Source organism: Streptomyces sp. NPDC101151, from assembly GCF_044768335.1.
GTDB lineage: Bacteria > Actinomycetota > Actinomycetes > Streptomycetales > Streptomycetaceae > Streptomyces.
Genome location: NZ_JBIWPP010000053.1, coordinates 1 through 23730, shown reverse-complemented (window position 1 = coordinate 23730; position 23730 = coordinate 1). Strand labels below are relative to the sequence as shown.

Here is a 23730-nt window from a genome sequence, read left to right as displayed (position 1 = left end):
CACCGTGACGGCGATACCCACCTTCACCGGCGACGCGAACCCCTACGGAGGAGGCGACCCGTACGTGGACTACCGCACCGCCGACTTCCCCTTCACCCAGTACGCCAACCTCGCCGACCGGCAGCTCGGCGCCGGGGTCATCGCCGCCAACGACGAGTTCTTCGCCCAGCGGGAGAACCTGCTGGTGCCCGAGCGGGCCGAGTTCGACCCCGAGCACTTCGGCCACAAGGGCAAGATCATGGACGGCTGGGAGACCCGCCGCCGGCGCGGCGCCTCGGCCGAGCACCCCTGGCCCACGGCCGAGGACCACGACTGGGCGCTGGTCCGCCTCGGCGCGCCCGGCGTGATCCGCGGGATCGTGGTCGACACCGCCCACTTCCGCGGCAACTACCCGCAGGCGATATCGGTCGAGGCCGCGTCGGTACCGGGCTCCCCGTCCCCGGCGGAACTGCTGGGCGACGACGTGAAGTGGACGACGCTGGTCCCGCGCACGCCGGTCGGCGGCCACGCGGCCAACGGCTTCGCCGTCTCCGTCGAGCGGCGCTTCACGCACGTCCGCGTCAACCAGCACCCCGACGGCGGGATCGCCCGGCTGCGCGTGTACGGCGAGGTCGTCCCGGACCCGAAGTGGCTGGAGGTGCTCGGCACCTTCGACGTGGTCGCCCTGGAGAACGGCGGCCAGGTCGAGGACGCCTCCAACCTCTTCTACTCCCCGGCCACCAACACCATCCAGCCGGGCCGTTCCCGCAAGATGGACGACGGCTGGGAGACCCGCCGCCGTCGCGACCAGGGCAACGACTGGATCCGCTACGGACTGGCCGCCCAGTCACAGATCCGCGCGATCGAGATCGACACGGCCTACCTGAAGGGCAACAGCGCGGGCTGGGCGTCCGTCGCCGTCAAGGACGGCGAGAACGGCGACTGGGTCGAGATCCTCCCGCGCACCCGTCTCCAGCCCGACACCAACCACCGCTTCGTGCTGCCGCAGCCGGCCGTCGGCACGCACGCGCGCGTGGACATCTTCCCCGACGGCGGCATCTCCCGCCTGCGCCTCTTCGGCTCCCTGACGGACCAGGGCGCGACCACCCTGTCGACCCGCCACCAGGAGCTGGGCGGCTAGCGCCTTCTTCCGGATCAGGCCTTGCTCCGGGCGGCGGCGTCTCCTGGGCGACCCCGGCAAGATCCGGAAGACAGGCCCCGGGTCTGTCGGGCGGGTCGGGCGGGCTGCGGCAACGGTGCCCCATCAGCGCAGATGGGCGCACCATGCCCCGCGGCTCCGGGGTGATCCGCCGGACGGGCCCCGGCCGGCCCGCACACGCGTGGGGCGCGCCGGCCTGGACAGCACCGCTGCGCCCCACGTGTCCCTCCCGGACCGGGCTCGGTCATGGAGGGCTCAGGCCGCGTGCCCGCCGTCCACGGCGAACTCCGCGCCCGTGACGTACGCGGCCTCCGGCCCCGCCAGGTACGCCACCATGGACGCCACCTCGTCGGCCGTACCGAACCGCCCCAGTGCCGTCATCGCCGCCTGCGCGGACGCGTACGGCCCGTCCGCCGGGTTCATGTCCGTGTCCGTAGGTCCGGGATGGACGATGTTCGCGGTGATCCCGCGCTCCCCGAGTTCCCGCGCGAGCGCTTTCGTCAGCCCGACCAGCGCCGCCTTGCTCGTCGTGTACAGCGTCCCGCCCGGCCCCGGCACCCGCTGGGTCATGCACGTACCGATCGTGACGATCCGGCCGCCGGCCGGCATCCGCGCGGCCGCCGCCTGGGAGGCCAGGAACACTCCGCGCACGTTCACCGCGAGCACCAGGTCGACCTCCTTCACGGTCAGTGTGTGCAGCGGGCCCAGCAGACCCACGCCCACGTTGTTCACCAGCACGTCGAGCCCGCCGTACACCTCCGCCGTACGTTCCACCGCGCCCGCCGCCTCCGTCGCGTCCGCCGAGTCGGCGCGCAGCGCGACCGCCCGGCGCCCCAGTGCCTCCACGGCCCGTACGACGTCCTCGGCCGCCTCTTTGCCCTGTACATAGGTCACCGCCACGTCCGCACCGGCGTGTGCGAGCCGCAGGGCGACGGCCGCGCCGATGCCCCGGCTGCCCCCGGTCACCAGGGCCGTCTTCCCGTCGAGAGAACCGTGTGTCCACGTCGTCTTCGTCATGCGTCCATCCCAGCGGCCCGGCGCCGCGTCCGCTGGCGGCGAACGGACACCCAGATCCGGCCGTAGCCGGAACTCTCCGCTCCACCTTTTGCGTTCTCCCCGCGTGACCCTTCAGCAAGAGATCGTCGGCAACGCCATGCAGATGGCGGTCGTCAACCTGCACCCCGGCCAGACCATGTACTGCGAGGCCGGAAAGTTCCTGTTCAAGACGACGAACGTGACCATGGAGACGCGGCTGTCCGGCCCGTCCGGCAACGGCGGGCAGCAGAGCGGCGGAGGCGGCGGCATGGGCGGCATGCTGCGCCAGGCCATGGGCACCGCCATGCAGGTCGGTCAGCGCATGCTGGCCGGCGAATCGCTGGCGTTCCAGTACTTCACCGCCCAGGGCGGCGAGGGCACGGTGGGCTTCGCGGGCGTGCTGCCCGGCGAGATGCGCGCTCTGGAACTGGACGGCACGCGCGCGTGGTTCGCCGAGAAGGACGCCTTCGTGGCGGCCGAGTCCAGCGTCGAGTTCGGCATCGCCTTCCAGGGCGGCCGTACGGGCATGAGCGGCGGCGAGGGCTTCATCCTGGAGAAGTTCACCGGGTACGGCACGGTGATCATCGCCGGAGCGGGCAACTTCATCGATCTGAACCCGGCGGACTTCGGCGGCCGGATCGAGGTGGACACCGGCTGTGTGGTCGCCTTCGAGGAGGGCATCCAGTACGGCGTCCAGCGCGTCGGCGGCCTCAACCGCCAGGGCATCATGAACGCCGTCTTCGGCGGCGAGGGCCTGTCCCTGGCCACCCTGGAGGGAAACGGCCGGGTGATCCTGCAGTCCCTCACCATCGAGAGCCTCGCCAACGCCCTGAAGAAGGCCCAGGGCGGCGACAAGCAGGGCCCGACGGGCGGACTGTTCTCGACGCACACCGGCTGAACCGATGAGTTACGGGGGCGGGCGGGGTCTGAGGTGATGACAGCGGACCCCGCACCCGGAAGAAGGCACCCGTCATGGGCAAGCTCGTCTCCACCATCTTCGTCTCCCTCGACGGCGTCCACCAGGCGCCCGGCGGCCCCCAGGAGGACACCAGCGGCGGCTTCGACCAGGGCGGCTGGAGCTTCCCGTACGGCGACGAGGACTTCGGGCGGTTCGTCACCGAGGTCTTCGACCGTGTGGACGCCTTCCTGCTCGGCCGCCGCACGTACGAGATCTTCGCCTCCTACTGGCCGAAGGTGACCGACCCGGCCGACCCGGTCGCCGGCAGGCTCAACGCACTTCCGAAGTACGTCGTCTCCAGTACGCTCCGGGCGCCTGAGTGGTCCGGCACCACAGTGCTGAGCGGCGACCTCGCCAAGGAGGTCGCGGCCCTCAAGGAGCGCACGGACGGTGAACTCCAGATCCACGGCAGCGGCGCGCTGGTCCGCTCCCTGCTGGACCTGCAACTGATCGACACGCTGCACGTGCTGACCTTCCCGGTCGTCCTCGGCGCCGGCCGCCGCCTGTTCCAGGAGGGCGCGGTCCCCACCCGCTTCCGGCACGCCGGCGGGCGGGTCACCGGCGCGGGTGTCTCCATCCAGTCGTACGACCTGCTGGGCCGCCCGGAGTACGGGTCCTTCGCACTTCCCGAGGACGCCTAGCCCCCCGGGGAAACTCCTGGCCGAAGATCGGCACCGCCGGTACGGTGATCGCGCCCCGTGCGAGCCGCCGACGTCTCCGCACCCCTTCCGGAGACCGGGAGAGCCGCCCCCATGTCGTCGATCGCCGTACCGGGTGTCACGGCCGCGCCCCGCCGCGCCTGGCACACCGACCTGCCCGTCCTGCTCGTCGCGGTGTTCTGGGGCGCCAGCTACCTCGCCGCGAAGGACATCACCACCGCCCGCACGGTGATCGCCGTGCTGGTGCTGCGGTTCGCGCTCGTGCTGCCCGTACTGGCCGTCGCCGGACGGCGGTCCCTGCGCGCCCTGACCGGTGCCCAATGGCGCGGCGCGGCCCTGCTGGGGACGGTCCTGAGCGGGATCTTCCTGCTGGAGACGTACGGGGTGGTGCACACCTCGGCGACCAACGCGGGCCTCATCATCAGCCTCACCATGATCTTCACGCCGCTCGCCGAGACGGCGGTCACCCGGACCCGGCCCACGTCCTCCTTCCTGGGCGCGGCGGCCCTCTCGGTGCTCGGCGTCGTGCTGCTCACCCAGGGCGCCGGCTTCACCCGGCCCTCCCTCGGCGACCTGCTGATGCTGCTCGCCGCCCTGGCCCGCACGCTGCACGTCCTCGCGATGTCCCGGATCCGGTCCCTCCAGGACGCCGAGGCCCTGCCGCTCACCGCCGTCCAACTCGGCACCGCCGTCGCCGTCTTCGCACTCCTGTCGGCCGGCACCGGCCCCAGGCCGTGGGCGGCCGCGGCCGGCTTCGGGGTGCGGGAGTGGGCCGGGCTGCTGTTCCTGTCGGCGCTGTGCACGCTGTTCGCCTTCTTCGTGCAGATGTGGGCGGTCCGCCGTACCTCCCCGTCCCGGGTCAGCCTGTTGCTCGGAACCGAGCCGCTGTGGGCGGCCGCGGCCGGCATCGCACTCGGCGGGGAACGACTCGGAGCGCTCGGTCTCGCGGGTGGCGCACTGGTCCTTGTGGGGACCGCGTGGGGGCGGCGGGCCACAGGTTAACTTCCTGAAAACTCATCGGACTTGATGGGAAATTCTTCAACCTTGTCGTTGACATGCCAACGTCTACGCGCGTCATCATGGGTGCATGCGATTCCCCCCACGCGCAACTCGTATCGGCGCTGCAGCCGCCCTCCTGTCCGCCCTCCTCGTGGGCGGCACCGTCTCCGCCACCACGGCGGACGCCGCAGCCGCATCCGTCGGCAGCATCTGCTCCAGCGACCTGCCGTCGCAGGCGCACGACACCCTGGACCTCATCGACCAGGGTGGTCCCTTCCCGTACTCGCAGGACGGCACCGTCTTCTCGAACCGTGAAGGCGTCCTGCCCAAGCAGCAGTCCGGCTACTACCACGAGTACACGGTGAAAACCCCCGGCTCCCCCACCCGCGGTGCCCGGCGCATCGTGACCGGCGAGGAGTCCCAGGAGGACTACTACACCTCCGACCACTACGCCACGTTCGACCTGGTCGACTTCGGCTGCTGAGCCGGGCCGACAGGACCTGCGGAACGGTGCGCACAGCCGGGGGCCCGGCGGCCGGTCAGCCGGCCCCCCGGCTCTCCGCGGCGGCGAAGAGCGCGAACGCCAGCACCACCAGGGCGACACTCGCGTAGACCCCGTAGCCGTCGAGGAGGCCGAGCCGCTGCACGAGGCCGACATGCCAGTCGGTGAACTCGTGCACCAGGCCCAGCGCGCCCTGCATCAGGGCGATGAACCCGAGAACTTCCAGCAGCTGTTTCATGGCACGACTCTCGCCCCGCGGCTTCCCCCCACGCATCGGCCGCGGGGCGAGTTCTGTGCGCCGCAAGGCTGACGTCCCGCCGGGACCGGACCATCGAAAGTCCACGGCGGTGAGACTTTGGTCGGCGATCCGGCCCGCGGGGCGGTGGCCGGAGCCGATGCTGCGTAGATTTGTCGATCGTGAGTAGTGACGAGCCGGCGCGGACGCCGCAGGAGTTTGCGGGCCGCCGGTGGCTGTTCCCTTCCGCCCTGATGCACGAGCTGGACCCGGACGCCGGGATCCCGGGCCGACCGCCGCGGCGCACCGCGCGCGACTGGGTCGTCGACTTCTCCTGCTTCGTGCTGGCCGTCGTCGTCGGTGTGGCGGCAGCGCGGTCCCTGCCCGACGAAGCCGGCCTGCCGCACTCCCTCGCCGTTCTCGACCAGGTGCTGGGCGCCCTCGCCTGTGCGGCGCTCTGGCTGCGCCGCCGGTGGCCGGTCGGGCTCGCCGTCGCGATGATCCCGGCCGGGCTCCTGTCCAACACCGCGGGCGGCGCGGGGCTGGTCGTCATGTTCACCCTCGCCGTGCACCGGCCCTTCCGGTACGTGGCCTGGATCGGCGGCATCGGCCTCGCCCTGCTCCCGCTCTTCTACTGGCTGCGGCCCGACCCCGAGCTCCCGTACGCCGGAGTCGTCGCGTTCACCGCCCTTCTCACCCTCTCCGTCATCGGCTGGGGCATGTTCGTCCGCTCCAAGCGGCAGCTCATGCTGAGCCTGCGCGACCGTGCCCGGCGCGCGGAGACCGAGGCCCGGCTGCGTGCCGAGCAGGCCCAGCGACTGGCCCGCGAGGCCATCGCCCGTGAGATGCACGACGTGCTCGCGCACCGGCTCACCCTGCTCAGCGTGCACGCCGGTGCCCTGGAGTTCCGGCCGGACGCACCTCGGGCGGAGATCGCCCGGGCCGCGGGGGTCATCCGGGAGAGCGCCCACGAGGCGCTGCAGGACCTGCGGGAGATCATCGGCGTGCTGCGCGCGGGCGAGCCCGACGACGCGGCCGGGGGAGGCCCGCAGCCGACGCTGGCCGCGCTGGACGCCCTCGTCGCCGAATCCCGTGAGGCGGGCATGAAGGTCACCCTCGACCACCGCGTCACCGACCCGGCCGCCGTCCCCGCCTCGATCGGCCGCACCGCCTATCGCATCGCCCAGGAGGCCCTGACCAACGCCCGCAAACACGCACCCGGCACCGAGGTCACCGTCCAGGTCACCGGCGCCCCCGGGTCCGGCCTGACGATCGCGGTCCGCAACCCCGCCCCCGCATCGGACGTCCCGCCGGTCCCCGGCTCCGGACAGGGCCTGATCGGCCTGACCGAACGCGCCACGCTGACCGGCGGACACCTGGAGCACGGGGGCACCGCGGACGGCGGGTTCGAGGTGCGGGGCCGGCTGCCGTGGGTCGCGAGCTGAGGGACCCGGCGGGACCTGCCGCCGACGCGGGCCCTGGCCCACGGCGGCCCACCGACCGGCGCGCACGTGATTACGTAACCCCCATGACTGCGACTGCGATCAGACTCCTCCTCGTGGACGACGACCCCCTGGTGCGCGCCGGACTCGCGCTGATGATGGGCGGGGCCGCAGACATCGAGATCGTCGGGGAGGCCGCCGACGGAGGTGAGGTCGAGGACGCGGTCGAGCGGACCCGGCCGGACGTCGTGCTCATGGACATCCGGATGCCCTCGGTGGACGGGCTCACGGCCACCCAGCGGCTGCGGGAGCGGGCGGACCCGCCCGAGGTCGTGGTGCTCACCACCTTCCACGCCGACGAGCACGTGCTGCACGCCCTGCGCGCGGGTGCCGCCGGGTTCGTGCTCAAGGACACCCCGCCCGCCGAGATCGTCGACGCGGTGCGCCGGGTCGCCGCCGGGGAGCCGGTGCTGTCGCCCGCCGTCACGCGCCAGCTGATGCGGCACGCGGCCGGCACCGCCGCCGACTCCCGGCAGGCACGCGCGCGGGATCGGCTCGATGCGCTCAACGACCGCGAGCGGGAGGTCGCCGTCGCCGTCGGCCGGGGCCTGGCCAACGCCCAGATCGCCGCCGAACTCTTCATGAGCGTGGCCACCGTCAAGACGCACGTCTCCCGCATCCTCGCCAAGCTCGGCCTCAACAACCGGGTCCAGATCGCCCTGCTGGCGTACGACGCGGGACTTCTGGACGAGGACGGGCACTGAACGGGCCCCCTGCGCGTTGTCCCTGCACCGGGAGGTGCCCGGTGAGCCTCGGGGGAGTCCGGAAGGGGAACGATGGACAGGCAACACGTGGTCGATCTGGGGGAGTTCGGAGACTCCTTCCACCGGGATCCGCATCCGGTGTACGCCCGTCTGCGGGAGCAGGGCCCGCTGCACCGCGTTCGGCTGCCGGGAGCGGACGAGGGCTACTCGACCTGGCTGGTCGTGGGGTACGAAGAGGCGCGCGCGGCCCTCGCCGACCCCCGGCTGGCCAAGGACGGCGACAAGATCGGCGCGACCTTCCTGGACGAGCAGATGATCGGCAAGCATCTGCTGGCCACCGACCCGCCACAGCACTCCCGCCTGCGCGGCCTCGTCACCCGCGCGTTCACGATGCGCCGGGTGGAGCAGCTGCGCCCGCGGATCCAGCAGATCACCGACGACCTGCTGGACGAGATGCTGCCGCGCGGCCACGCCGACCTCATCGACTCGCTCGCCTTCCCGCTGCCCATCACCGTCATCTGTGAACTCCTCGGCGTGCCGGACATGGACCGCGCGGAGTTCCGGAAGATGTCCACGGAGATGGTCGCCCCGACCGACGGGGACACGGAGTACGCCGCGGTGGTCCGCCTCGCCGAGTACCTCACCGAGCTGATCGAGGACAAGCGGTCCGCCGGACCGACCGACGACCTGCTCAGCGACCTGATCCGCACCACCGCCGAGGACGGCGACCGGCTCTCCCCGCAGGAACTGCGCGGCATGGCCTACCTGCTGCTGATCGCCGGCCACGAGACCACCGTCAACCTCATCGGCAACGGCGTCCTCGCCCTCCTCACCCACCCCGAGCAACTCGCCGCCCTGCGGGCCGACATGAGCCTCCTGGACGGCGCCGTCGAGGAGATGCTGCGCTACGAGGGCCCGGTGCAGAGTGCCACTTTCCGGTACGCGGCCGAGACGCTGGAGATCGCCGGCAGGGTGATCGAGCAGGGCGAGCACGTGGTGGTCGGTCTCACCGCCGCCCAGCGAGACGGCGACCGCTACAGCGATCCGCACCGGTTCGACATCCGCCGCGACACCCGCGGTCACCTCGCCTTCGGTCACGGCCTCCACTACTGCCTGGGCGCTCCGCTGGCCCGCCTGGAGGGCCGTATCGCCGTCGGCACCCTCCTGGGGCGCGCCCCCGGCCTGGCGCTCGACGGTTCCCCGGGCGACTGGCTGCCGGGCATGCTGATGAGAGGGGTGCGCAGCCTTCCGGTGCGCTGGTGAGGCTTTCGTCGAGCCGGTGATCCGCCCGCGGGATCAGCCGTGCGACGACTGTGCCCGGTCCTGGATCTCCGCCAGCCGTACCGGGCGGCGCTCCCGCCGGGACACCTCGCAGGCCTCGGCGATCCGCAGCGCCTGCAGGGCCTCGTGGCCGTCGCACGGATTGGGCCGCCCGCCGCGCAGCAACTCGATGAAGGCGCACAGCTCGGCCTCGTAGGCGGGCCCGAACCGATCCAGGAAGCCGGACCACGGCTTGTCCGCGGCGGGCGGCCCGGTCGGTTCGGTGGAGGCGACCGGCGTACGGTCGTCCAGGCCCACCACGACCGTGTCCCGCTCCCCGGCCAGCTCCATGCGGACGTCGTAGCCTGCGCCGTTGAGCCGGGTCGCCGTCGCTGTGGCCAGTGTGCCGTCGTCCAGCGTGAGCAGGGCCGCGCCGGTGTCGACGTCGCCGGCCTCGCGGAACATGGCGGGCCCGGCGTCCGAGCCGGTCGCGTAGACGTCCACCACCTCACGGCCCGTCACCCAGCGCAGCACGTCGAAGTCGTGGATCAGCGTGTCCCGGAACAGCCCGCCGGACAGCGGCAGCCACTCGGGCGGGGGAGGGGACTGGTCGGAGGTGGTCGCCCGTACGGTGTGCAGCCGCCCGAGCCGTCCGGAGCGCACCGCCTCCCGGGCGCCCGCGTAGCCCGCGTCGAAGCGCCGCTGGAAGCCCATCTGGAGGACGGTGCCGGCCGTCTCGACCTCGGCGAGCGCGGCCAGCGTGCCGGGGAGGTCCAGCGCGATCGGTTTCTCGCAGAAGACCGGCAGGCCCGAGCGCGCTGCCCGACCGATCAGTTCGGCGTGCGCCGCCGTCGCCGTGGTGATCACCACCGCGTCCACGCCCCACTTGAAGATCTCGTCGACCCCGGGCGCAGCCGTCTCGCCCAGCCGGTGTGCCAGCTCCTGCGCCCGCGCCGGATCCGCGTCCGTCAGGATCAGCGATCCGACCTCACGGTGGCGGCTGAGCGTGTTCGCATGAACGGTGCCGATGCGGCCCGTACCGATGACCCCGATGCGCATGGAATCAAAGTGAGGGCGGACCCCGTACGCTGTCAATGCAAATGTCCGGACAATCGGACTACACAACTTCCCGTCAACCATGCACGGGGCTACGCTCGGGCCCGTGCCGAAACCAGATGTGGACCCGACCGTGTCACTCGACCTCCGTGTGGACCGTAGCTCCCCGGTGCCGTTGTACTTCCAGCTCTCCCAGCAGCTGGAGGCCGCCATCGAGCACGGCAGCCTCACGCCGGGCAGCCTGCTGGGCAACGAGATCGAGCTGGCCGCCCGGCTCGGCCTGTCCCGGCCCACTGTCCGCCAGGCCATCCAGTCCCTCGTCGACAAAGGTCTGCTGGTCCGCCGGCGGGGCGTGGGTACGCAGGTCGTGCACAGCCAGGTCAAGCGACCCCTGGAACTGAGCAGCCTCTACGACGACCTGGAGGCGGCCGGCCAGCGCCCCGCGACCAAGGTCCTCGTCAACACCGTCGTCCCCGCCTCCGCCGAGGTCGCCGCCTCGCTCGCCGTCGCCGAGGGCAGCGACGTCCACCGCATCGAGCGCCTGCGCCTCGCGCACGGCGAGCCGATGGCGTACCTGATCAACTACCTGCCGCCCGGCCTGCTCGACCTGAACACCGACCAGCTGGAGGCCACCGGCCTGTACCGGCTGATGCGCTCCGCCGGGATCACCCTGCACAGCGCCCGCCAGTCCATCGGCGCCCGGGGCGCCACCGCCGCCGAGGCCGAGCGGCTCGCCGAGGCCGAGGGCGCCCCGCTGCTCACCATGCAGCGCACCACCTTCGACGACACCGGCCGCGCGGTCGAGTTCGGCGACCACACCTACCGCCCGACGCGCTACTCCTTCGAGTTCCAGCTGCTCGTGCGCCCCTGAGCAGCCGCCCGCGATTCGTCGCAATGTCCGGACAATGCGACGGTCGGGCGCTCCCCGGTCGTGTCATGGGTGTGCCCCGTGTTCGATACTGGAGCGTTTGGGGCCGCTGAGCTGATCACCGGCCCCTTGCGTACGTACGAACACGGCAAGAAGGGCACGGCCTCGTGGCACGGTTTCGGACCTGGGTAGGCATCGCGGTGGCGGGGGCGCTCAGTCTCACCCTCGCCGGCTGCAGCAGCACCGGCGGCAAACGGGCCGAGGACGCCCGCAAGGCTGCCGCCGCCCAGGGCAGGGCGGCGGTGAACACGCCCCGCTGGACCTTCGCGATGATCACCCACTCGGGAGACGGCGACACCTTCTGGGACATCGTGCAGAGCGGCGCCAAGCAGGCCGCCGTCAAGGACAACATCAACTTCCTGTACTCGCACGACGACGAGGCCCAGCAGCAGGCCCAGCTGGTGGACGCGGCCGTCGACAAGAAGGTCGACGGCATCATCGTCACCCTCGCCAAGCCCGACGCCCTCAAGGCCGCCGTGGCCCGCGCGGAGAAGGCCGGCATCCCGGTGATCACGGTGAACTCCGGCTCCGAGGAGTCCAAGGCCTTCGGCGCCCTCACGCACATCGGCCAGGACGAGACCGTCGCCGGCGAGGCGGTGGGCGACGAGCTGAACAAGCGCGGCAGGAAGAAGGCCCTGTGCGTCCTGCACGAGCAGGGCAACGTCGGCCACGAGCAGCGCTGCGACGGTGTCGGGAAGACGTTCCGCGGCACGGTGCAGAAGCTGTACGTCAACGGCACCAACATGCCCGACGTGCAGTCGGCCATCGAGGCCAAGCTCCAGGCGGACAAGTCCGTCGACTCCGTCGTCACCCTCGGCGCCCCCTACGCCGACACCGCCGTGAAGGCGAAGACCGACGCGGGCAGCAAGGCAGAGGTCGACACCTTCGACCTCAACGCCAAGGTCGCCGCCGAACTGAAGGACGGCACCCTCGGCTTCGCCGTGGACCAGCAGCCGTACCTGCAGGGCTACCAGGCCGTCGACCTGCTGTGGCTGTACAAGTACAACAGCGACGTCCTCGGCGGTGGCCGGCCCGTGCTCACCGGCCCGCAGATCATCACCAAGGACCAGGCGGGCGCGCTGGCGGAGTACACCGAGCGGGGCACCCGATGAGCGCGCCGACCGACGCGAAGGTCCCCGGCGAGAAGGTCCCCGGCGAGAAAGTCCCCGGCGAGAAGATCCCCGCCGAACCGGCCGCTGCCGCAAAGTCCCCGGACCAAAGGACTGTGCGGACCCCCACGCTGCGGCGGCTGCTCGCCCGTCCGGAGCTGGGCTCGGTGGTCGGTGCCCTCGCCGTCTTCGCCGTCTTCGCCCTCGCCGCCGACGGCTTCCTGCACGCGGCCAGCCTCAGCACGGTCCTGTACGCCTCCTCGACCATCGGCATCATGGCCGTACCGGTGGCCCTGTTGATGATCGGCGGCGAGTTCGACCTGTCCGCGGGCGTCCTGGTGACGTCGTCCGCACTGATCTCGTCGATGTTCAGCTACCAGATGACGGCGAACACCTGGGTCGGCGTGGGCGTCTCGCTCCTGGTCACCCTCGCCGTCGGCGCCTTCAACGGCTTCGTGCTCACCCGCACCAAGCTGCCCAGCTTCATCGTCACGCTGGGCACCTTCCTGATGCTGACCGGCATGAACCTCGGCTTCACCAAGCTGATCGACGGCACGGTCTCCACCAAGACCATCGCCGACATGGAGGGCTTCCCGAGCGCCCACGCCGTCTTCGCCTCGACCCTCACCGTCGGCGGTGTCGGCTTCAAGGTCACCATCCTGTGGTGGCTCGGCCTGGTCGCCCTCGCCTCCTGGATCCTGCTGCGCACCCGCGCCGGCAACTGGATCTTCGCGGTCGGCGGCAACCAGGACGCGGCCCGCGCGGTCGGCGTCCCGGTCGCCAAGACCAAGATCGGCCTCTACATGGGCGTGGCGTTCGGCGCCTGGATCTCCGGTCAGCACCTGCTCTTCTCCTTCGACGCCGTCCAGTCCGGCGAAGGTGTCGGCAACGAGCTGATCTACATCATCGCGGCCGTCATCGGCGGCTGTCTGATCACCGGCGGCTACGGCAGCGCGGTCGGTTCGGCCGTCGGCGCACTCCTGTTCGGCATGACCAGCAAGGGCATCGTCTTCGCCGAATGGAATCCCGACTGGTTCAAGTTCTTCCTCGGAGCGATGCTGCTCCTCGCGACCCTGCTCAACGCCTGGGTCCGCAAGCGCGCGGAGGCCGACAAGTGACTCTCGTCCAGCTGGCCGACGTCAGCAAGCACTACGGCACCGTCCGTGCCCTCGAAGGCGTCTCGCTGGAGGTCAATCGCGGCGAGATCACCTGCGTCCTCGGCGACAACGGGGCCGGCAAGTCCACCCTCATCAAGATCATCGCGGGCCTGCACCGGCATGACGGCGGCACACTGAGCATCGAGGGCGAGGAGACGACCCTCGCCTCCCCGCGGGAGGCCCTCGACCGCGGTATCGCCACCGTCTACCAGGACCTGGCGGTCGTCCCCCTCATGCCGGTGTGGCGCAACTTCTTCCTCGGCTCCGAGCCCCGCAAGGGCAAGGGCCCCTTCAAGCGCCTGGACATCGACTTCATGCGCGAGACGACCCGGGCCGAACTCCTCCGCATGGGCATCGCCCTCCGCGACGTCGACCAGCCGATCGGCACCCTGTCGGGCGGCGAGCGTCAGTGTGTCGCCATCGCCAGGGCGGTCCATTTCGGCGCGAAGGTCCTGATCCTCGACGAGCCGACGGCCGCACTCGGTGTGAAGCAATCCGGTGTGGTCCTCACATATGTGGCGGCGGCACGCGACGAAGGCCTGGGTGTCGTCCTGATCACCCACAACCCCCACCACGCGTATTTGGTGGGCGACCGCTTCGTACTGCTGCGCCGGGGCACGATGGTGGGCAACTACACACGGGACGAAATCGGCCTGGACGAGCTGACCAAGCAGATGGCGGGGGGAGCCGACCTGGACGCCCTGGTCCACGAACTGCAGCGCATCTGAGGGGCGCGGGGAGCCGCGCGACCAGCCGCGGACGGCCCGGACTCGGCAACGGACGCGCGCCCCCTCCTCCTGCCCCGCGCAGCACTCACCGTGAGCGTGCGGCAGAATCGACAAACGATGAGCACCTATCGCGACCTCACCGCCCCCATCGGCTCCCGCCGGGCCCCGGTCCTGCGAACCGTCGGCACACGAGAGCGCCGGTCCCACCTGACCGCCCCCCGTGTCCCCACCGTCGGCATCGACATCGGCGGCACCAAGGTCATGGCGGGCGTGGTGGACGCGGACGGCAACATCCTGGAGAAGCTCCGCACGGAGACACCGGACAAGTCCAAGAGCCCCAAGGTCGTCGAGGACACCATCGTCGAACTGGTCCTGGACCTGTCCGACCGCCATGACGTCCACGCCGTCGGCATCGGCGCCGCCGGCTGGGTCGACGCCGACCGCAACCGCGTCCTGTTCGCGCCCCACCTGTCCTGGCGCAACGAGCCGCTGCGCGACCGCCTCGCCGGCCGCCTGTCCGTACCGGTCCTGGTGGACAACGACGCCAACACCGCCGCCTGGGCGGAGTGGCGCTTCGGCGCCGGCCGCGGCGAGGACCACCTGGTCATGATCACGCTCGGCACCGGGATCGGCGGCGCCATCCTGGAGGACGGCCAGGTCAAGCGCGGCAAGTACGGCGTCGCGGGCGAGTTCGGCCATATGCAGGTCGTGCCCGGCGGCCACCGCTGCCCGTGCGGCAACCGCGGCTGCTGGGAGCAGTACAGCTCGGGCAACGCGCTCGTCCGCGAGGCCAAGGAGCTGGCCGTGGCGGACTCCCCGGTGGCCTACGGGATCATCGAGCACGTCAAGGGCAACATCGACGACATCACCGGCCCGATGATCACCGAGCTGGCCCGCGAGGGCGACGCCATGTGCGTGGAGCTGCTCCAGGACATCGGCCAGTGGCTCGGCGTCGGCATCGCCAACCTCGCCGCCGCCCTCGACCCGTCGTGCTTCGTGATCGGCGGTGGCGTCAGCGCCGCCGACGACCTGCTCATCGGCCCGGCCCGGGACGCCTTCAAGCGCCACCTCACCGGCCGCGGCTACCGTCCCGAGGCCCGCATCACCCGCGCCCAGCTCGGCCCCGAGGCCGGCATGGTGGGCGCCGCCGACCTGGCCCGGCTGGTCGCCCGGCGGTTCCGGCGGGCCAAGCGGCGTCGGGTGGAGCGGTACGAGCGCTACGAGCGGTACGCCCAGGCCCGCCGCGACCGGGACACCGCATGACCGCGTCGCTGCCCCATCAGGCCGCGCCACCGGACGAGCCGCGCGGGCCGTCCGAGAACCCGCGCCACAAGGCCAGGCGCAGGGCGCTGACCCTGCTGATCATCGTGCTGCTCATCGGCGTACCGGCGGGCTACCTGGTGATCTCCGCCAACCAGAGCCGCAACAGCGGCAAGGACAAGGAGGCGAAGTACTCGGCGACCGGCCTCACCCCGGGCTGGCCGTCGAAGGTGCAGCGCCGCCTCTACCAGGTGGCCGTCCCGCACCCCGCCGACTACATCGCCTACTACGAGACCAACAACTGGAAGACCAGCCGTCTGTACGTCCAGTTCCGCACCAACAGCGCCGGCCTGGACAGCTTCCTCGGGGCCATGGGAGTGCGCCGGGACCAGCTGAAGAAGGACGACGTCACCATCGGCCCCCGCGACCAGAAGGTCTCCGGCTGGAACTTCACCGGCACCGGCCCCTGGTCGGGTCTCACCCACAAGCAGAAGAACCCGGCGCCCACCCAGGACGTCGTCGTGAACATGTCCGACCCGAACTTTCCGATGGTGTACGTCGTCTCCCGCACGGTGCCCTGACAGCCGTCTCGGCCGGTCGCCCGAGCCGGTTGCCGGACCCCGCCCGTAGAGTCGGGGACGTCTGATCCGAAGTACGGGCGGGAGGTGGCAGGACGTATGAGCGGCGGCACGGCCGGGGTGGCCGAGCGCACGGGAGACCCCCGGGACGCGGCGGGGAACGCGCCGCCGGTGCGTCTCGCGTCCGTCTATCTGCCCGCGCCCCTGCCGCGCGCGGGCCGTTTCGCCTTCTGGGACCCCGACGGCGGCCCGCTGCCCACCGGCGGCGACACCGAAGAGCTGACCGTCGTACGACGTCATGGAACGAGCGTGCGCCGCCGGCAGGTGCCCGCGCTGACCCTGCCGCTCGCCGAGGCCCTGCCGCTGCTGGTCCGGGCCCGCCGCGACCCGGCCGCCCACCCGGCCACGGCCTGCTGGGGCGCCGCCGCCGTGCACGCGCTGCGGCTGGTCGCCCGCGGCCGTCTGCTGCCCGGCCTGACCCCGAGCGGCCACGATGCATGGCGGGCCGGCCCGCTGGGACCCGACGACATCGCCCACCTGCGCGCGGTGGCCGCGGCCCTGCCCCCGGAGGGCCACGCCGTGCCGCTGCCCGACCCCGGCCCGCTCCGGCTGCCCGAGCCGGAGGCACTGATCCGCTCCTTCCTGGACGCGGTCGCCGACACCCTGCCCCGCACCCCGGCCGCCCCCCACACCGCAGGCCGTCCCTTCGCCGCCCGCGAGCCCCAGGCGCTGCCGGGCGCCCACGACTGGGCGGCGGAGGTCGCCGCCGGTATGGACGCGGGCGTACGGATCTCGCTGCGTCTGGACCTGTCCGCCCACGACGTCTTCGACGCCGGTGCCGCCGAAGGCGCGCGCGCCGCGGGGGCGGCGATCGTCCAGGTGCACAGCCTCGCCGACCCGACCCTGGTGGCCGACGCGGCGGCCCTGTGGGCGGGGGAGGCCGACGCGGCCTTCGGGCCACGCGCGCGCGTGGATGCCGCCCTCGCCGTACGGCGCGCGGCCCGTGTGTGGCCGCCCCTGGACCGGCTCGCCGAGCAGGAGGTCCCCGAGGCGCTCGCGCTGTCCGAGGAGGAGCTGGGCGAGCTGCTCGGCGTGGCGGCCTCCAGGCTCGCCGCCGCCGGGGTGGCCGTGCACTGGCCCCGGGACCTCGCCCGCGACCTCACCGCCGCCGCGGTGGTACGGCCCGCGCCCGGCTCGGCGACCGACGGTACCGGGTTCTTCGAGGGCGAGGACCTGCTCCAGTTCCGCTGGCAGCTGGCGATCGGCGGTGATCCGCTCAGCGAGGCCGAGATGGACGCGCTCGCCGAGGCCCACCGGCCGGTCGTACGGCTCCGGGACCGCTGGGTACTGGTCGACCCGGCCCTGGTCCGCAAGGCCCGCAAACGCGAACTGGGCCTGCTCGACCCGGTCGACGCGCTCTCCGTCGCGCTCACCGGTACGGCCGAGGTCGACGGCGAGAGTGTCGAGGCCGTCCCCGTCGGCGCGCTGGCCACCCTGCGCGACCGTCTCACGGCAGGCCTCGCCCCGGCCGAACCTCCCGCCGGCCTCGCCGCCACCCTCCGCGACTACCAGCTGCGCGGTCTGGCCTGGCTCGACCTCATGACCACCCTCGGCCTCGGCGGCTGCCTCGCCGACGACATGGGCCTCGGCAAGACGATCACGCTCATCGCCCTGCACCTGAAGCGAGCCCGCACCGAGCCGACCCTCGTCGTCTGCCCCGCGTCCCTGCTGGGCAACTGGCAGCGGGAGATCACCCGGTTCGCGCCCGGCGTCCCCGTGCGCCGCTTCCACGGCCCCGACCGCTCCCTGCAGGGCCTGGCCGGAGGCTTCGTCCTCACGACGTACGGCACGATGCGCTCCACGGCCGCGCACCTCGCCGAGCAGTCCTGGGGCATGGTCGTCGCCGACGAGGCCCAGCACGTGAAGAACCCGTACTCCGCGACCGCCAAGGCACTGCGCACCATCCCGGCCCCCGCGCGCGTGGCCCTCACCGGAACCCCGGTGGAGAACAACCTCTCCGAACTGTGGGCCCTGCTCGACTGGACGACGCCCGGGCTCCTCGGCCCCCTGAAGTCCTTCCGCGCCCGGCACGCACGCGCGGTGGAGAACGGCGAGGACGAGCAGGCGGTGGAGCGCCTGGCCCGGCTGGTACGGCCGTTCCTGCTGCGCCGCAAGAAGTCCGACCCGGGCATCGTCCCCGAGCTGCCGCCCAAGACCGAGACGGACCACCCGGTCCCGCTCACCCGGGAACAGGCCGCGCTGTACGAGGCGGTGGTGCGCGAGTCGCTGCTGGCCATCGAGACCGCGGACGGAATCGCCCGCAGGGGCCTGGTCCTCAAGCTGCTCGGCGCCCTGAAGCAGATCTGCGACCACCCCGCGCTGTACCTGAAGGAGGACACACACGCCGATCGCGCGGTGTCCCGCTCCGGCAAACTCGCCCTCCTGGACGAGCTGGTGGACACCGTGCTCGCCGAGGACGGCTCGGTGCTCGTCTTCACGCAGTACGTCGGCATGGCACGCCTCATCACCGCCCACCTGTCCGCCCGCGCGATCCCCGTGGACCTCCTGCACGGCGGCACACCGGTGGCCGAGCGCGAGCGCATGGTCGACCGCTTCCAGGACGGCGAGACTCCCGTCCTCGTGCTCTCCCTCAAGGCCGCAGGCACCGGCCTGAACCTCACCCGCGCGGGACATGTCGTCCACTTCGACCGCTGGTGGAACCCGGCCGTCGAGGAACAGGCCACCGACCGCGCCTATCGCATCGGCCAGACCCAGCCCGTCCAGGTCCACCGCCTGGTCACCGAAGGCACGGTCGAGGACCGCATCGCCGAGATGCTGGAGGCCAAGCGCGCCCTGGCCGACGCCGTCCTCGGCTCCGGCGAGGCGGCCCTGACCGAACTGACCGACCGGGAGCTGTCCGACCTGGTCTCGCTGCGGAGGACCTCGTGACGACCGGGGAACAGCGTCCCGGCGACGCTGCCCGCCAGGCCCTGCGGGCGGCCCGGGAGCGAACGGAGACCGACCGGGAGGAACCGGCGGAGGAGACGACGCCCGAGCGCGCGGCCGAGCAGTCCGGCACCGTGGCACCGAGGCCGGCGGATGCCGTGCGGGCGGCTCTGCGGTCGGCCGCACCGGCCCGGCGGGGTGAGGACGCAAGGACGGACGAGAGCGGCGACTCCGGCGGGACAGCGGACCGGGACGGGACCGGCGCCATGACGGACTCCCGTGCCGCGGGTGACCGCGACGCGCCCAACGCCGCCCCCACCGCACGGCCTGCGGGACGTCCCGCCGACGCGGCGAGACAAGCCCTCCGGTCCGCCCGCCAGGAGGCGGTGCGTGCCGCGGCGGAGGAGACGGGCTCCCGGCGTGGCACACGTACACCGGCGCGGCCCGCCACGTCCTCACCCGCCTCCGCGCGCCCCGGCGAGGCATCCCCGACCGCCCGCGTCAAAACCGCCCACGACATGCGGCAGTTCCTTACGAGCGCCTTCCGCATGCCCTCCTCGGCCGACACCCCGCAGGACACGGACGACAACGACGCCCCCGGCAGCGACACCGGCCTCGTCGAGCCCCGCCCCCCGGCCCCGGCACCTCCACAGCTCCCCGCCACCATGGCCACCCCCCACCGCGACTCCGAACTCCGCCGCACCTTCCCGGCGTTCCCGGCCAGAGCGACCTCCACCGAGGACTCCTCGTTCGCCGAGACCTGGTGGGGCAACGCCTGGGTGAACGCACTGGAGCAGGGCGCGCTGGACGTCAAGCGGCTGGTCCGCGGCCGGGGTTACGCGGACCATGGCCATGTGGACGCCATCACCGTGACCCCGGGACTGGTGCTGGCATATGTGCGGGGGAGCCGCCCACGGCCGTACCGGGTGCAGGTGCGGCTGCGCACCCTGGAGGGCGAGGGCTGGGAGCGGTTCCTGGACGCGGCCGCCGACCGGCCGGGGCACATCGCGGCGCTCCTGGACAAGGAGCTGCCCCAGTCCCTGGCCGACTGCGGTGTGCCCCTGCTGCCCGGTCCCGGCGACCTCGCCCCGCGGTGCAGTTGCCCCGACTCCGGCCACCCGTGCAAGCACGCGGCCGCCCTCTGCTATCAGACGGCACGCCTCCTCGACGCCGACCCCTTCGTGCTGCTCCTGCTGCGAGGCCGGGGTGAGAAGGAACTGCTCGACGCGCTGTCCCGCCGCAGTGCCGCCCGCGCGGCCCGGGCCGCCCAGCAGGGATCACCACGGTCCCTGCCCGGCGTCCGTGCCGCCGACGCCCTCGCCCCGCGCCGATTCCCGCCGCTGCCGGGCCCGTTGCCCGTGCCACCGCACCCGGAGCAGCCCCCGGTGTACCCGGCCGCGCCCGGCGGACCCGACCCCTTCGCCCTCGACCAGCTGGCCACCGACGCAGCCGCCCGCGCACACGCACTGCTCGCCACCGGCCGTGACCCGGTGGGCGAACTGACCCTGTGGCAGGACGCGGTGCGCCTCGCCGCCGCCCGCCCCGGCTCCGGCCTGACCGCCACCACCCGCACCCTGTACTCCACACTGGCCGCGGCCGTCGGCCGCACCCCGGCCGATCTGGCCCGCGCGGTCGCCGCCTGGCGACAGGGCGGGCTCGAGGCGCTGGCCGTCCTCGAGGAGCCGTGGGATCCGCCGGCCGGCCGCTTCGACCGGGCCCGCCCACTCCTGCTCGCCGCCGACCTCCCGGCCTTCCGCCCCTGGCGCAACCACCTCACCCACCCCCGCGGCCATGTCCAGCTCCGCCTGGGCAGGGACGGCCTGTGGTACGCCTACGAGTCCGAGCCGGGCCACGACGACTGGTGGCCCCGCGGCACCCCCGACCTGGACCCGGTCGGCACCCTCACGGGCCTGGGCACACCGGACGACCTCTGAGGCCGGCTCCGGCAGAGCGCACCAAACCCTGAGGTCTGTCCGGTGATCCCCGGCTGGCGCACGACGACAGCTACGGCACCTCACCACGTTGTCGGATCGCCCGAACACGCCCAGAACGAGGACGACCCTCCGCCTTGCGAGGCACCGCATCCGACGCCGCGCGCTGATCCACCGGTGATTACGGGACAGCCTTAGGACCGGGCAGCCACGGCAGCGACGCCGGACGCGCGCAGCTTCCGGGCCAGGAGTTCCATCTCGGGAAGAGTGCCCGACCAGTCACCGCACAGCACCCGGTGCAGAACGCTCCTTGCCTGCACGAGGTCGATACCGAATTCGGCGCGCAGCACGCGCATGATCGCGACCCTGCTCGCCGACGGACTGCTGACGCGCAGCCTCGCCGGCCCGTGCTCGGCGAGCATCTGGTCCCGGCGCTCGCGCGGCAGGTCGCCACCGCAGACGGCCACCGCGAAGCCACAGCGGAACACGTCTCCTCGACGTCCCACCGCAACCGGCCGCCCACGAGGGCCTGGACACCCCGGCACTCCAGCTCCGCACCGCAGTGCCGACACACCTCGGAGTACCCGACGGATTCGAGAACCGTCTGCTGCTCCCTCCCCACCTCCAGTGGGTACGAAGCCAACAGCCGCCCCTGCTTGAGCAGTTGCCGCTCCCTCCGTCTCCCCGGCCGCCTCCTCGATGTGACGGTCCGGCATCCGGTGAAGGATGTGTGAGAGTTCCCTGGTGATTCCAGGGTGGCTCGGTGCGCGCAGTGGTGATGGTCCAAAGGCCGCCCGCTCGGGCGTGGTTGTCGGCGCGGCCTGCGGTCCTCGACCGGCACGCGGGAGTCAGGTCCCGTCGTCCGATCTCCAGGCTGCCAGGTTGAGTTGTCGTGGCGTCAGATGCGAAAGTCCTTCGGACGAGGTGAGTTGGCAGCGGTTTTCCGCCTTGGGAACCTGTGAGATGGCTCACCGAGATGAGCGCGACGGACGGGAACCTTCGAGCGTGATCACCATGAGTGATGACGGTCGGTAGTTCGAAGCGGATGTTCCTCTTCGTTGCCGCCGGCGTGGTCACTCTCTGTTCGCTGCCCCTGAGGGGCGTGGCGGCATGCCGCCAGCGGTGCGTTCGGGTCGCATCAAATGATGTTGACAATGAGTCCTGGGTTCGGCATAGGCTGCTGATGATGATCGAGATCATTTAGCGTTGCTCGCAGTCGGGGAAAACTGCGTTAGGCTGCGGAAGCGGCGTGCAGCTGCGAGAACTCATTCTTCGACGGCGAACGGGGGCCGGAGATGAAGTCGTCGGATTCTGCCATTTTGCGGAACGGTGCTATTGCGGTAATCGGCATGTCCTGTCGCTTTCCGCAGGCGTCGAATCCGGCAGAATTCTGGCGTTTGCTCAGAGATGGCGTCGATGCTGTCTCCGAGATGCCGCCGGAGCGCTGGGACGTAGCTCAGCTATACGCCGCCGATACTTCTGTACCTGGTAAGTCGAACTCCCGCTGGGGCGGCTTTCTGGAGCGAGTCGACACATTCGACCCGGCATTCTTCGGGATTTCCCCGCGAGAAGCCGCCGCAATGGACCCGCAGCAGCGGTTGATGCTGGAACTCGGCTGGGAAGCCCTGGAAAACAGCGGGATCGCGCCCCCCAAATTGCGCGAGAGCCGTGCCGGTGTCTTCGTCGGCGCGATCTGGGACGACTACGCGGCGTTGGCCAGGGGGCGCGGGCTCGACGGCATTGGCCAGCACTCGCTGACCGGCCAGGCGCGCAGCCTCATCGCCAACCGCGTCTCCTACGCTCTTGGCCTGCGCGGACCCAGTCTCGTGGTCGACACCGGACAGTCCTCGTCGCTGGTGGCGGTCCACCAGGCGGTGCAGGCACTGCGGCACGGAGAGTGCTCACTCGCCCTGGCGGGCGGAGTCAACCTCATGCTGTCGGACGCGGGCGCCGTCGAAACGTCGAAGTTCGGTGGAATGTCGCCGGATGGGCGATGCCGGACGTTCGATGCCGACGCGAATGGCTTTGTGCGCGGAGAGGGCGGCGGCCTCGTCGTCCTGAAGAGACTGTCCGACGCACTCGCCGACAATGACCGGGTTCTCTGTGTGATCCGGGGCAGTGCCGTCAATAACGACGGGGGTGGCGAAGGGCTCACGGCGCCTCGCCAGGCCGCGCAGGAAGATGTCCTGCGTGCAGCCTATGAACAGGCCGGGGTCGACCCCGCGACGGTTCAATACGTCGAACTCCACGGCACCGGCACACGGCTTGGTGACCCGGTGGAAGCCGGCGCGCTGGGCGCGTTTCTGGGAGCCGCCCGACGCGACCGCGATGGATCGGCGCTGCGCGTTGGTTCCGTGAAGACCAATGTGGGGCATTTGGAGGGTGCTGCGGGTATCGCGGGACTTTTGAAAAGTGTTCTGGCGATTCGTTTCGGAGAGCTGCCGGCAAGCCTTCATTTCCACTCGGTAAACCCCTCCATACCGTTGGAAGAATTGCATCTGCGGGTGCAGACGGAGCTGGAGAAGTGGCCGCTGCCGGGCGAACCAGCCGTGGTGGGTGTGTCCTCGTTCGGCATGGGAGGCACCAACTGTCACGTTGTGCTCGAAGGCCCGCCGCTACTCGAAGTAAGCGCGGACCCCGCCGAGACCCCCGCTGATCTGCAGCAGCGCATCGAGCCTGTTGTGGTGCCTTGGGTGGTTTCGGGTCGTGGTGTTGAGGCGTTGCGTGGGCAGGCGGGGCGGTTGGTGTCCTGCGTCGAGGGTGACGTGGGGTTGTCGCCGGTGGATGTCGGTTGGTCGTTGGCGTCGGGGCGGGCGGTTTTCGAGGACCGGGCTGTGGTGCTGGCGTCGGACCGGGACGCTCTGGTGTCCGGGTTGGGTGCGTTGGTGCGTGGCGAGGACGCTGTTGGTGTGGTGTCGGGCTCTGTGGGGGGTGCGGCTGCTGGACCTGTTGCGGTGGTGTTCTCGGGTCAGGGGAGTCAGCGGGTGGGTATGGGGCGGGAGTTGTATGCCTCGTATCCGGTGTTTGCGTCTGTGTTTGATGAGG

General features: G+C 71.7%; 21 protein-coding genes. 17 read left to right on the top strand and 4 right to left on the bottom strand.

The features are described from left to right. The first annotated feature begins 4 nt into the window (after positions 1 to 4). Positions 5 to 1120: an allantoicase gene (gene alc, locus ACIRU3_RS43350; RefSeq protein ID WP_404069237.1), complete on the top strand. Its 1116-nt coding sequence runs from the start codon at positions 5 to 7 to the stop codon at positions 1118 to 1120. 273 nt (positions 1121 to 1393) lie between these two features. On the opposite strand, the gene ACIRU3_RS43345 is transcribed toward alc, so the two are convergent. Then, the gene (locus ACIRU3_RS43345; RefSeq protein ID WP_404069235.1) at positions 1394 to 2155 is read right to left on the bottom strand and encodes an SDR family oxidoreductase; all 762 of its coding nucleotides are present in this window, start codon (positions 2153 to 2155) and stop codon (positions 1394 to 1396) included. Between the two features lie 103 nt (positions 2156 to 2258). Here ACIRU3_RS43345 and ACIRU3_RS43340 point away from each other — a divergent pair, with 103 nt between their 5' ends. From ACIRU3_RS43340 to ACIRU3_RS43325, 4 genes are all read left to right on the top strand, one after another. Beyond that, on the top strand, positions 2259 to 3071 hold the full coding sequence (locus ACIRU3_RS43340; protein WP_404069233.1) for an AIM24 family protein: 813 nt from the start codon (positions 2259 to 2261) through the stop codon (positions 3069 to 3071). 74 nt (positions 3072 to 3145) lie between these two features. Continuing rightward, positions 3146 to 3772, top strand: coding sequence for a dihydrofolate reductase family protein (locus ACIRU3_RS43335; RefSeq protein WP_404069231.1), 627 nt, complete (start codon positions 3146 to 3148; stop codon positions 3770 to 3772). Between the two features lie 111 nt (positions 3773 to 3883). Next, positions 3884 to 4792 (top strand): DMT family transporter, encoded by a 909-nt coding sequence (locus ACIRU3_RS43330; protein WP_404069229.1) that lies wholly within the window; start codon positions 3884 to 3886, stop codon positions 4790 to 4792. 85 nt (positions 4793 to 4877) lie between these two features. After that, positions 4878 to 5273 carry a ribonuclease domain-containing protein gene (locus ACIRU3_RS43325; RefSeq protein WP_404069227.1) on the top strand — a complete coding sequence of 132 codons (396 nt, stop codon included), beginning with the start codon at positions 4878 to 4880 and terminating at the stop codon, positions 5271 to 5273. Positions 5274 to 5328: 55 nt separating this feature from the next. Here ACIRU3_RS43325 and ACIRU3_RS43320 read toward each other — a convergent pair whose 3' ends face one another. Next, entirely contained in the window at positions 5329 to 5529 is a 201-nt protein-coding gene (locus ACIRU3_RS43320; protein WP_404069225.1) for a hypothetical protein, read from the bottom strand. Positions 5530 to 5708: 179 nt separating this feature from the next. On the opposite strand from ACIRU3_RS43320, the gene ACIRU3_RS43315 reads away from it, so the two are divergent. From ACIRU3_RS43315 to ACIRU3_RS43305, 3 genes are all read left to right on the top strand, one after another. Further along, a complete protein-coding gene (locus ACIRU3_RS43315) occupies positions 5709 to 6971 on the top strand; it encodes a sensor histidine kinase (RefSeq protein ID WP_404069223.1) in 1263 nt (420 codons plus the stop codon). A gap of 83 nt (positions 6972 to 7054) precedes the next feature. After that, positions 7055 to 7732, top strand: coding sequence for a response regulator (locus ACIRU3_RS43310; RefSeq protein WP_404069221.1), 678 nt, complete (start codon positions 7055 to 7057; stop codon positions 7730 to 7732). A 72-nt stretch (positions 7733 to 7804) separates the two neighbouring features. After that, entirely contained in the window at positions 7805 to 8995 is a 1191-nt protein-coding gene (locus tag ACIRU3_RS43305; RefSeq protein ID WP_404069219.1) for a cytochrome P450, read from the top strand. 33 nt (positions 8996 to 9028) lie between these two features. Here the strand turns inward: ACIRU3_RS43305 and ACIRU3_RS43300 are convergent, their stop codons facing one another. Beyond that, positions 9029 to 10051 carry a Gfo/Idh/MocA family oxidoreductase gene (locus tag ACIRU3_RS43300; RefSeq protein ID WP_404069217.1) on the bottom strand — a complete coding sequence of 341 codons (1023 nt, stop codon included), beginning with the start codon at positions 10049 to 10051 and terminating at the stop codon, positions 9029 to 9031. Positions 10052 to 10181: 130 nt separating this feature from the next. On the opposite strand from ACIRU3_RS43300, the gene ACIRU3_RS43295 reads away from it, so the two are divergent. The 8 genes from ACIRU3_RS43295 to ACIRU3_RS43260 all read left to right on the top strand — a co-directional run bounded on the left by ACIRU3_RS43295 (position 10182) and on the right by ACIRU3_RS43260 (position 20688). After that, positions 10182 to 10919, top strand: a complete 738-nt coding sequence (locus ACIRU3_RS43295) for a GntR family transcriptional regulator (protein ID WP_404069285.1) — start codon at positions 10182 to 10184, stop codon at positions 10917 to 10919. Between the two features lie 164 nt (positions 10920 to 11083). After that, positions 11084 to 12088 (top strand): sugar ABC transporter substrate-binding protein, encoded by a 1005-nt coding sequence (locus ACIRU3_RS43290; protein ID WP_404069215.1) that lies wholly within the window; start codon positions 11084 to 11086, stop codon positions 12086 to 12088. Beyond that, positions 12085 to 13203 carry an ABC transporter permease gene (locus tag ACIRU3_RS43285; protein ID WP_404069213.1) on the top strand — a complete coding sequence of 373 codons (1119 nt, stop codon included), beginning with the start codon at positions 12085 to 12087 and terminating at the stop codon, positions 13201 to 13203. The genes ACIRU3_RS43290 and ACIRU3_RS43285 overlap by 4 nt, the downstream gene beginning before the upstream one ends. After that, positions 13200 to 13970, top strand: a complete 771-nt coding sequence (locus ACIRU3_RS43280; RefSeq protein WP_404069211.1) for an ATP-binding cassette domain-containing protein — start codon at positions 13200 to 13202, stop codon at positions 13968 to 13970. The genes ACIRU3_RS43285 and ACIRU3_RS43280 overlap by 4 nt, the downstream gene beginning before the upstream one ends. A 117-nt stretch (positions 13971 to 14087) precedes the next feature. Further along, positions 14088 to 15233: an ROK family glucokinase gene (locus ACIRU3_RS43275; RefSeq protein ID WP_404069209.1), complete on the top strand. Its 1146-nt coding sequence runs from the start codon at positions 14088 to 14090 to the stop codon at positions 15231 to 15233. Beyond that, complete coding sequence (locus ACIRU3_RS43270) at positions 15230 to 15811, top strand: sugar kinase (protein WP_404069207.1); 582 nt, start codon at positions 15230 to 15232, stop codon at positions 15809 to 15811. The genes ACIRU3_RS43275 and ACIRU3_RS43270 overlap by 4 nt, the downstream gene beginning before the upstream one ends. Before the next feature lie 96 nt (positions 15812 to 15907). After that, entirely contained in the window at positions 15908 to 18757 is a 2850-nt protein-coding gene (locus ACIRU3_RS43265) for a DEAD/DEAH box helicase (protein WP_404069205.1), read from the top strand. Beyond that, positions 18754 to 20688, top strand: a complete 1935-nt coding sequence (locus tag ACIRU3_RS43260) for an SWIM zinc finger family protein (RefSeq protein ID WP_404069203.1) — start codon at positions 18754 to 18756, stop codon at positions 20686 to 20688. The genes ACIRU3_RS43265 and ACIRU3_RS43260 overlap by 4 nt, the downstream gene beginning before the upstream one ends. Positions 20689 to 20879: 191 nt before the next feature. Here ACIRU3_RS43260 and ACIRU3_RS43255 read toward each other — a convergent pair whose 3' ends face one another. After that, the gene (locus ACIRU3_RS43255) at positions 20880 to 21173 is read right to left on the bottom strand and encodes a hypothetical protein (RefSeq protein ID WP_404069202.1); all 294 of its coding nucleotides are present in this window, start codon (positions 21171 to 21173) and stop codon (positions 20880 to 20882) included. An 807-nt stretch (positions 21174 to 21980) separates the two neighbouring features. Here ACIRU3_RS43255 and ACIRU3_RS43250 point away from each other — a divergent pair. Further along, positions 21981 to 23730, top strand: a 1750-nt coding sequence (locus tag ACIRU3_RS43250) for a type I polyketide synthase (protein WP_404069200.1), incomplete at its 3' end; no start/stop codon positions are given.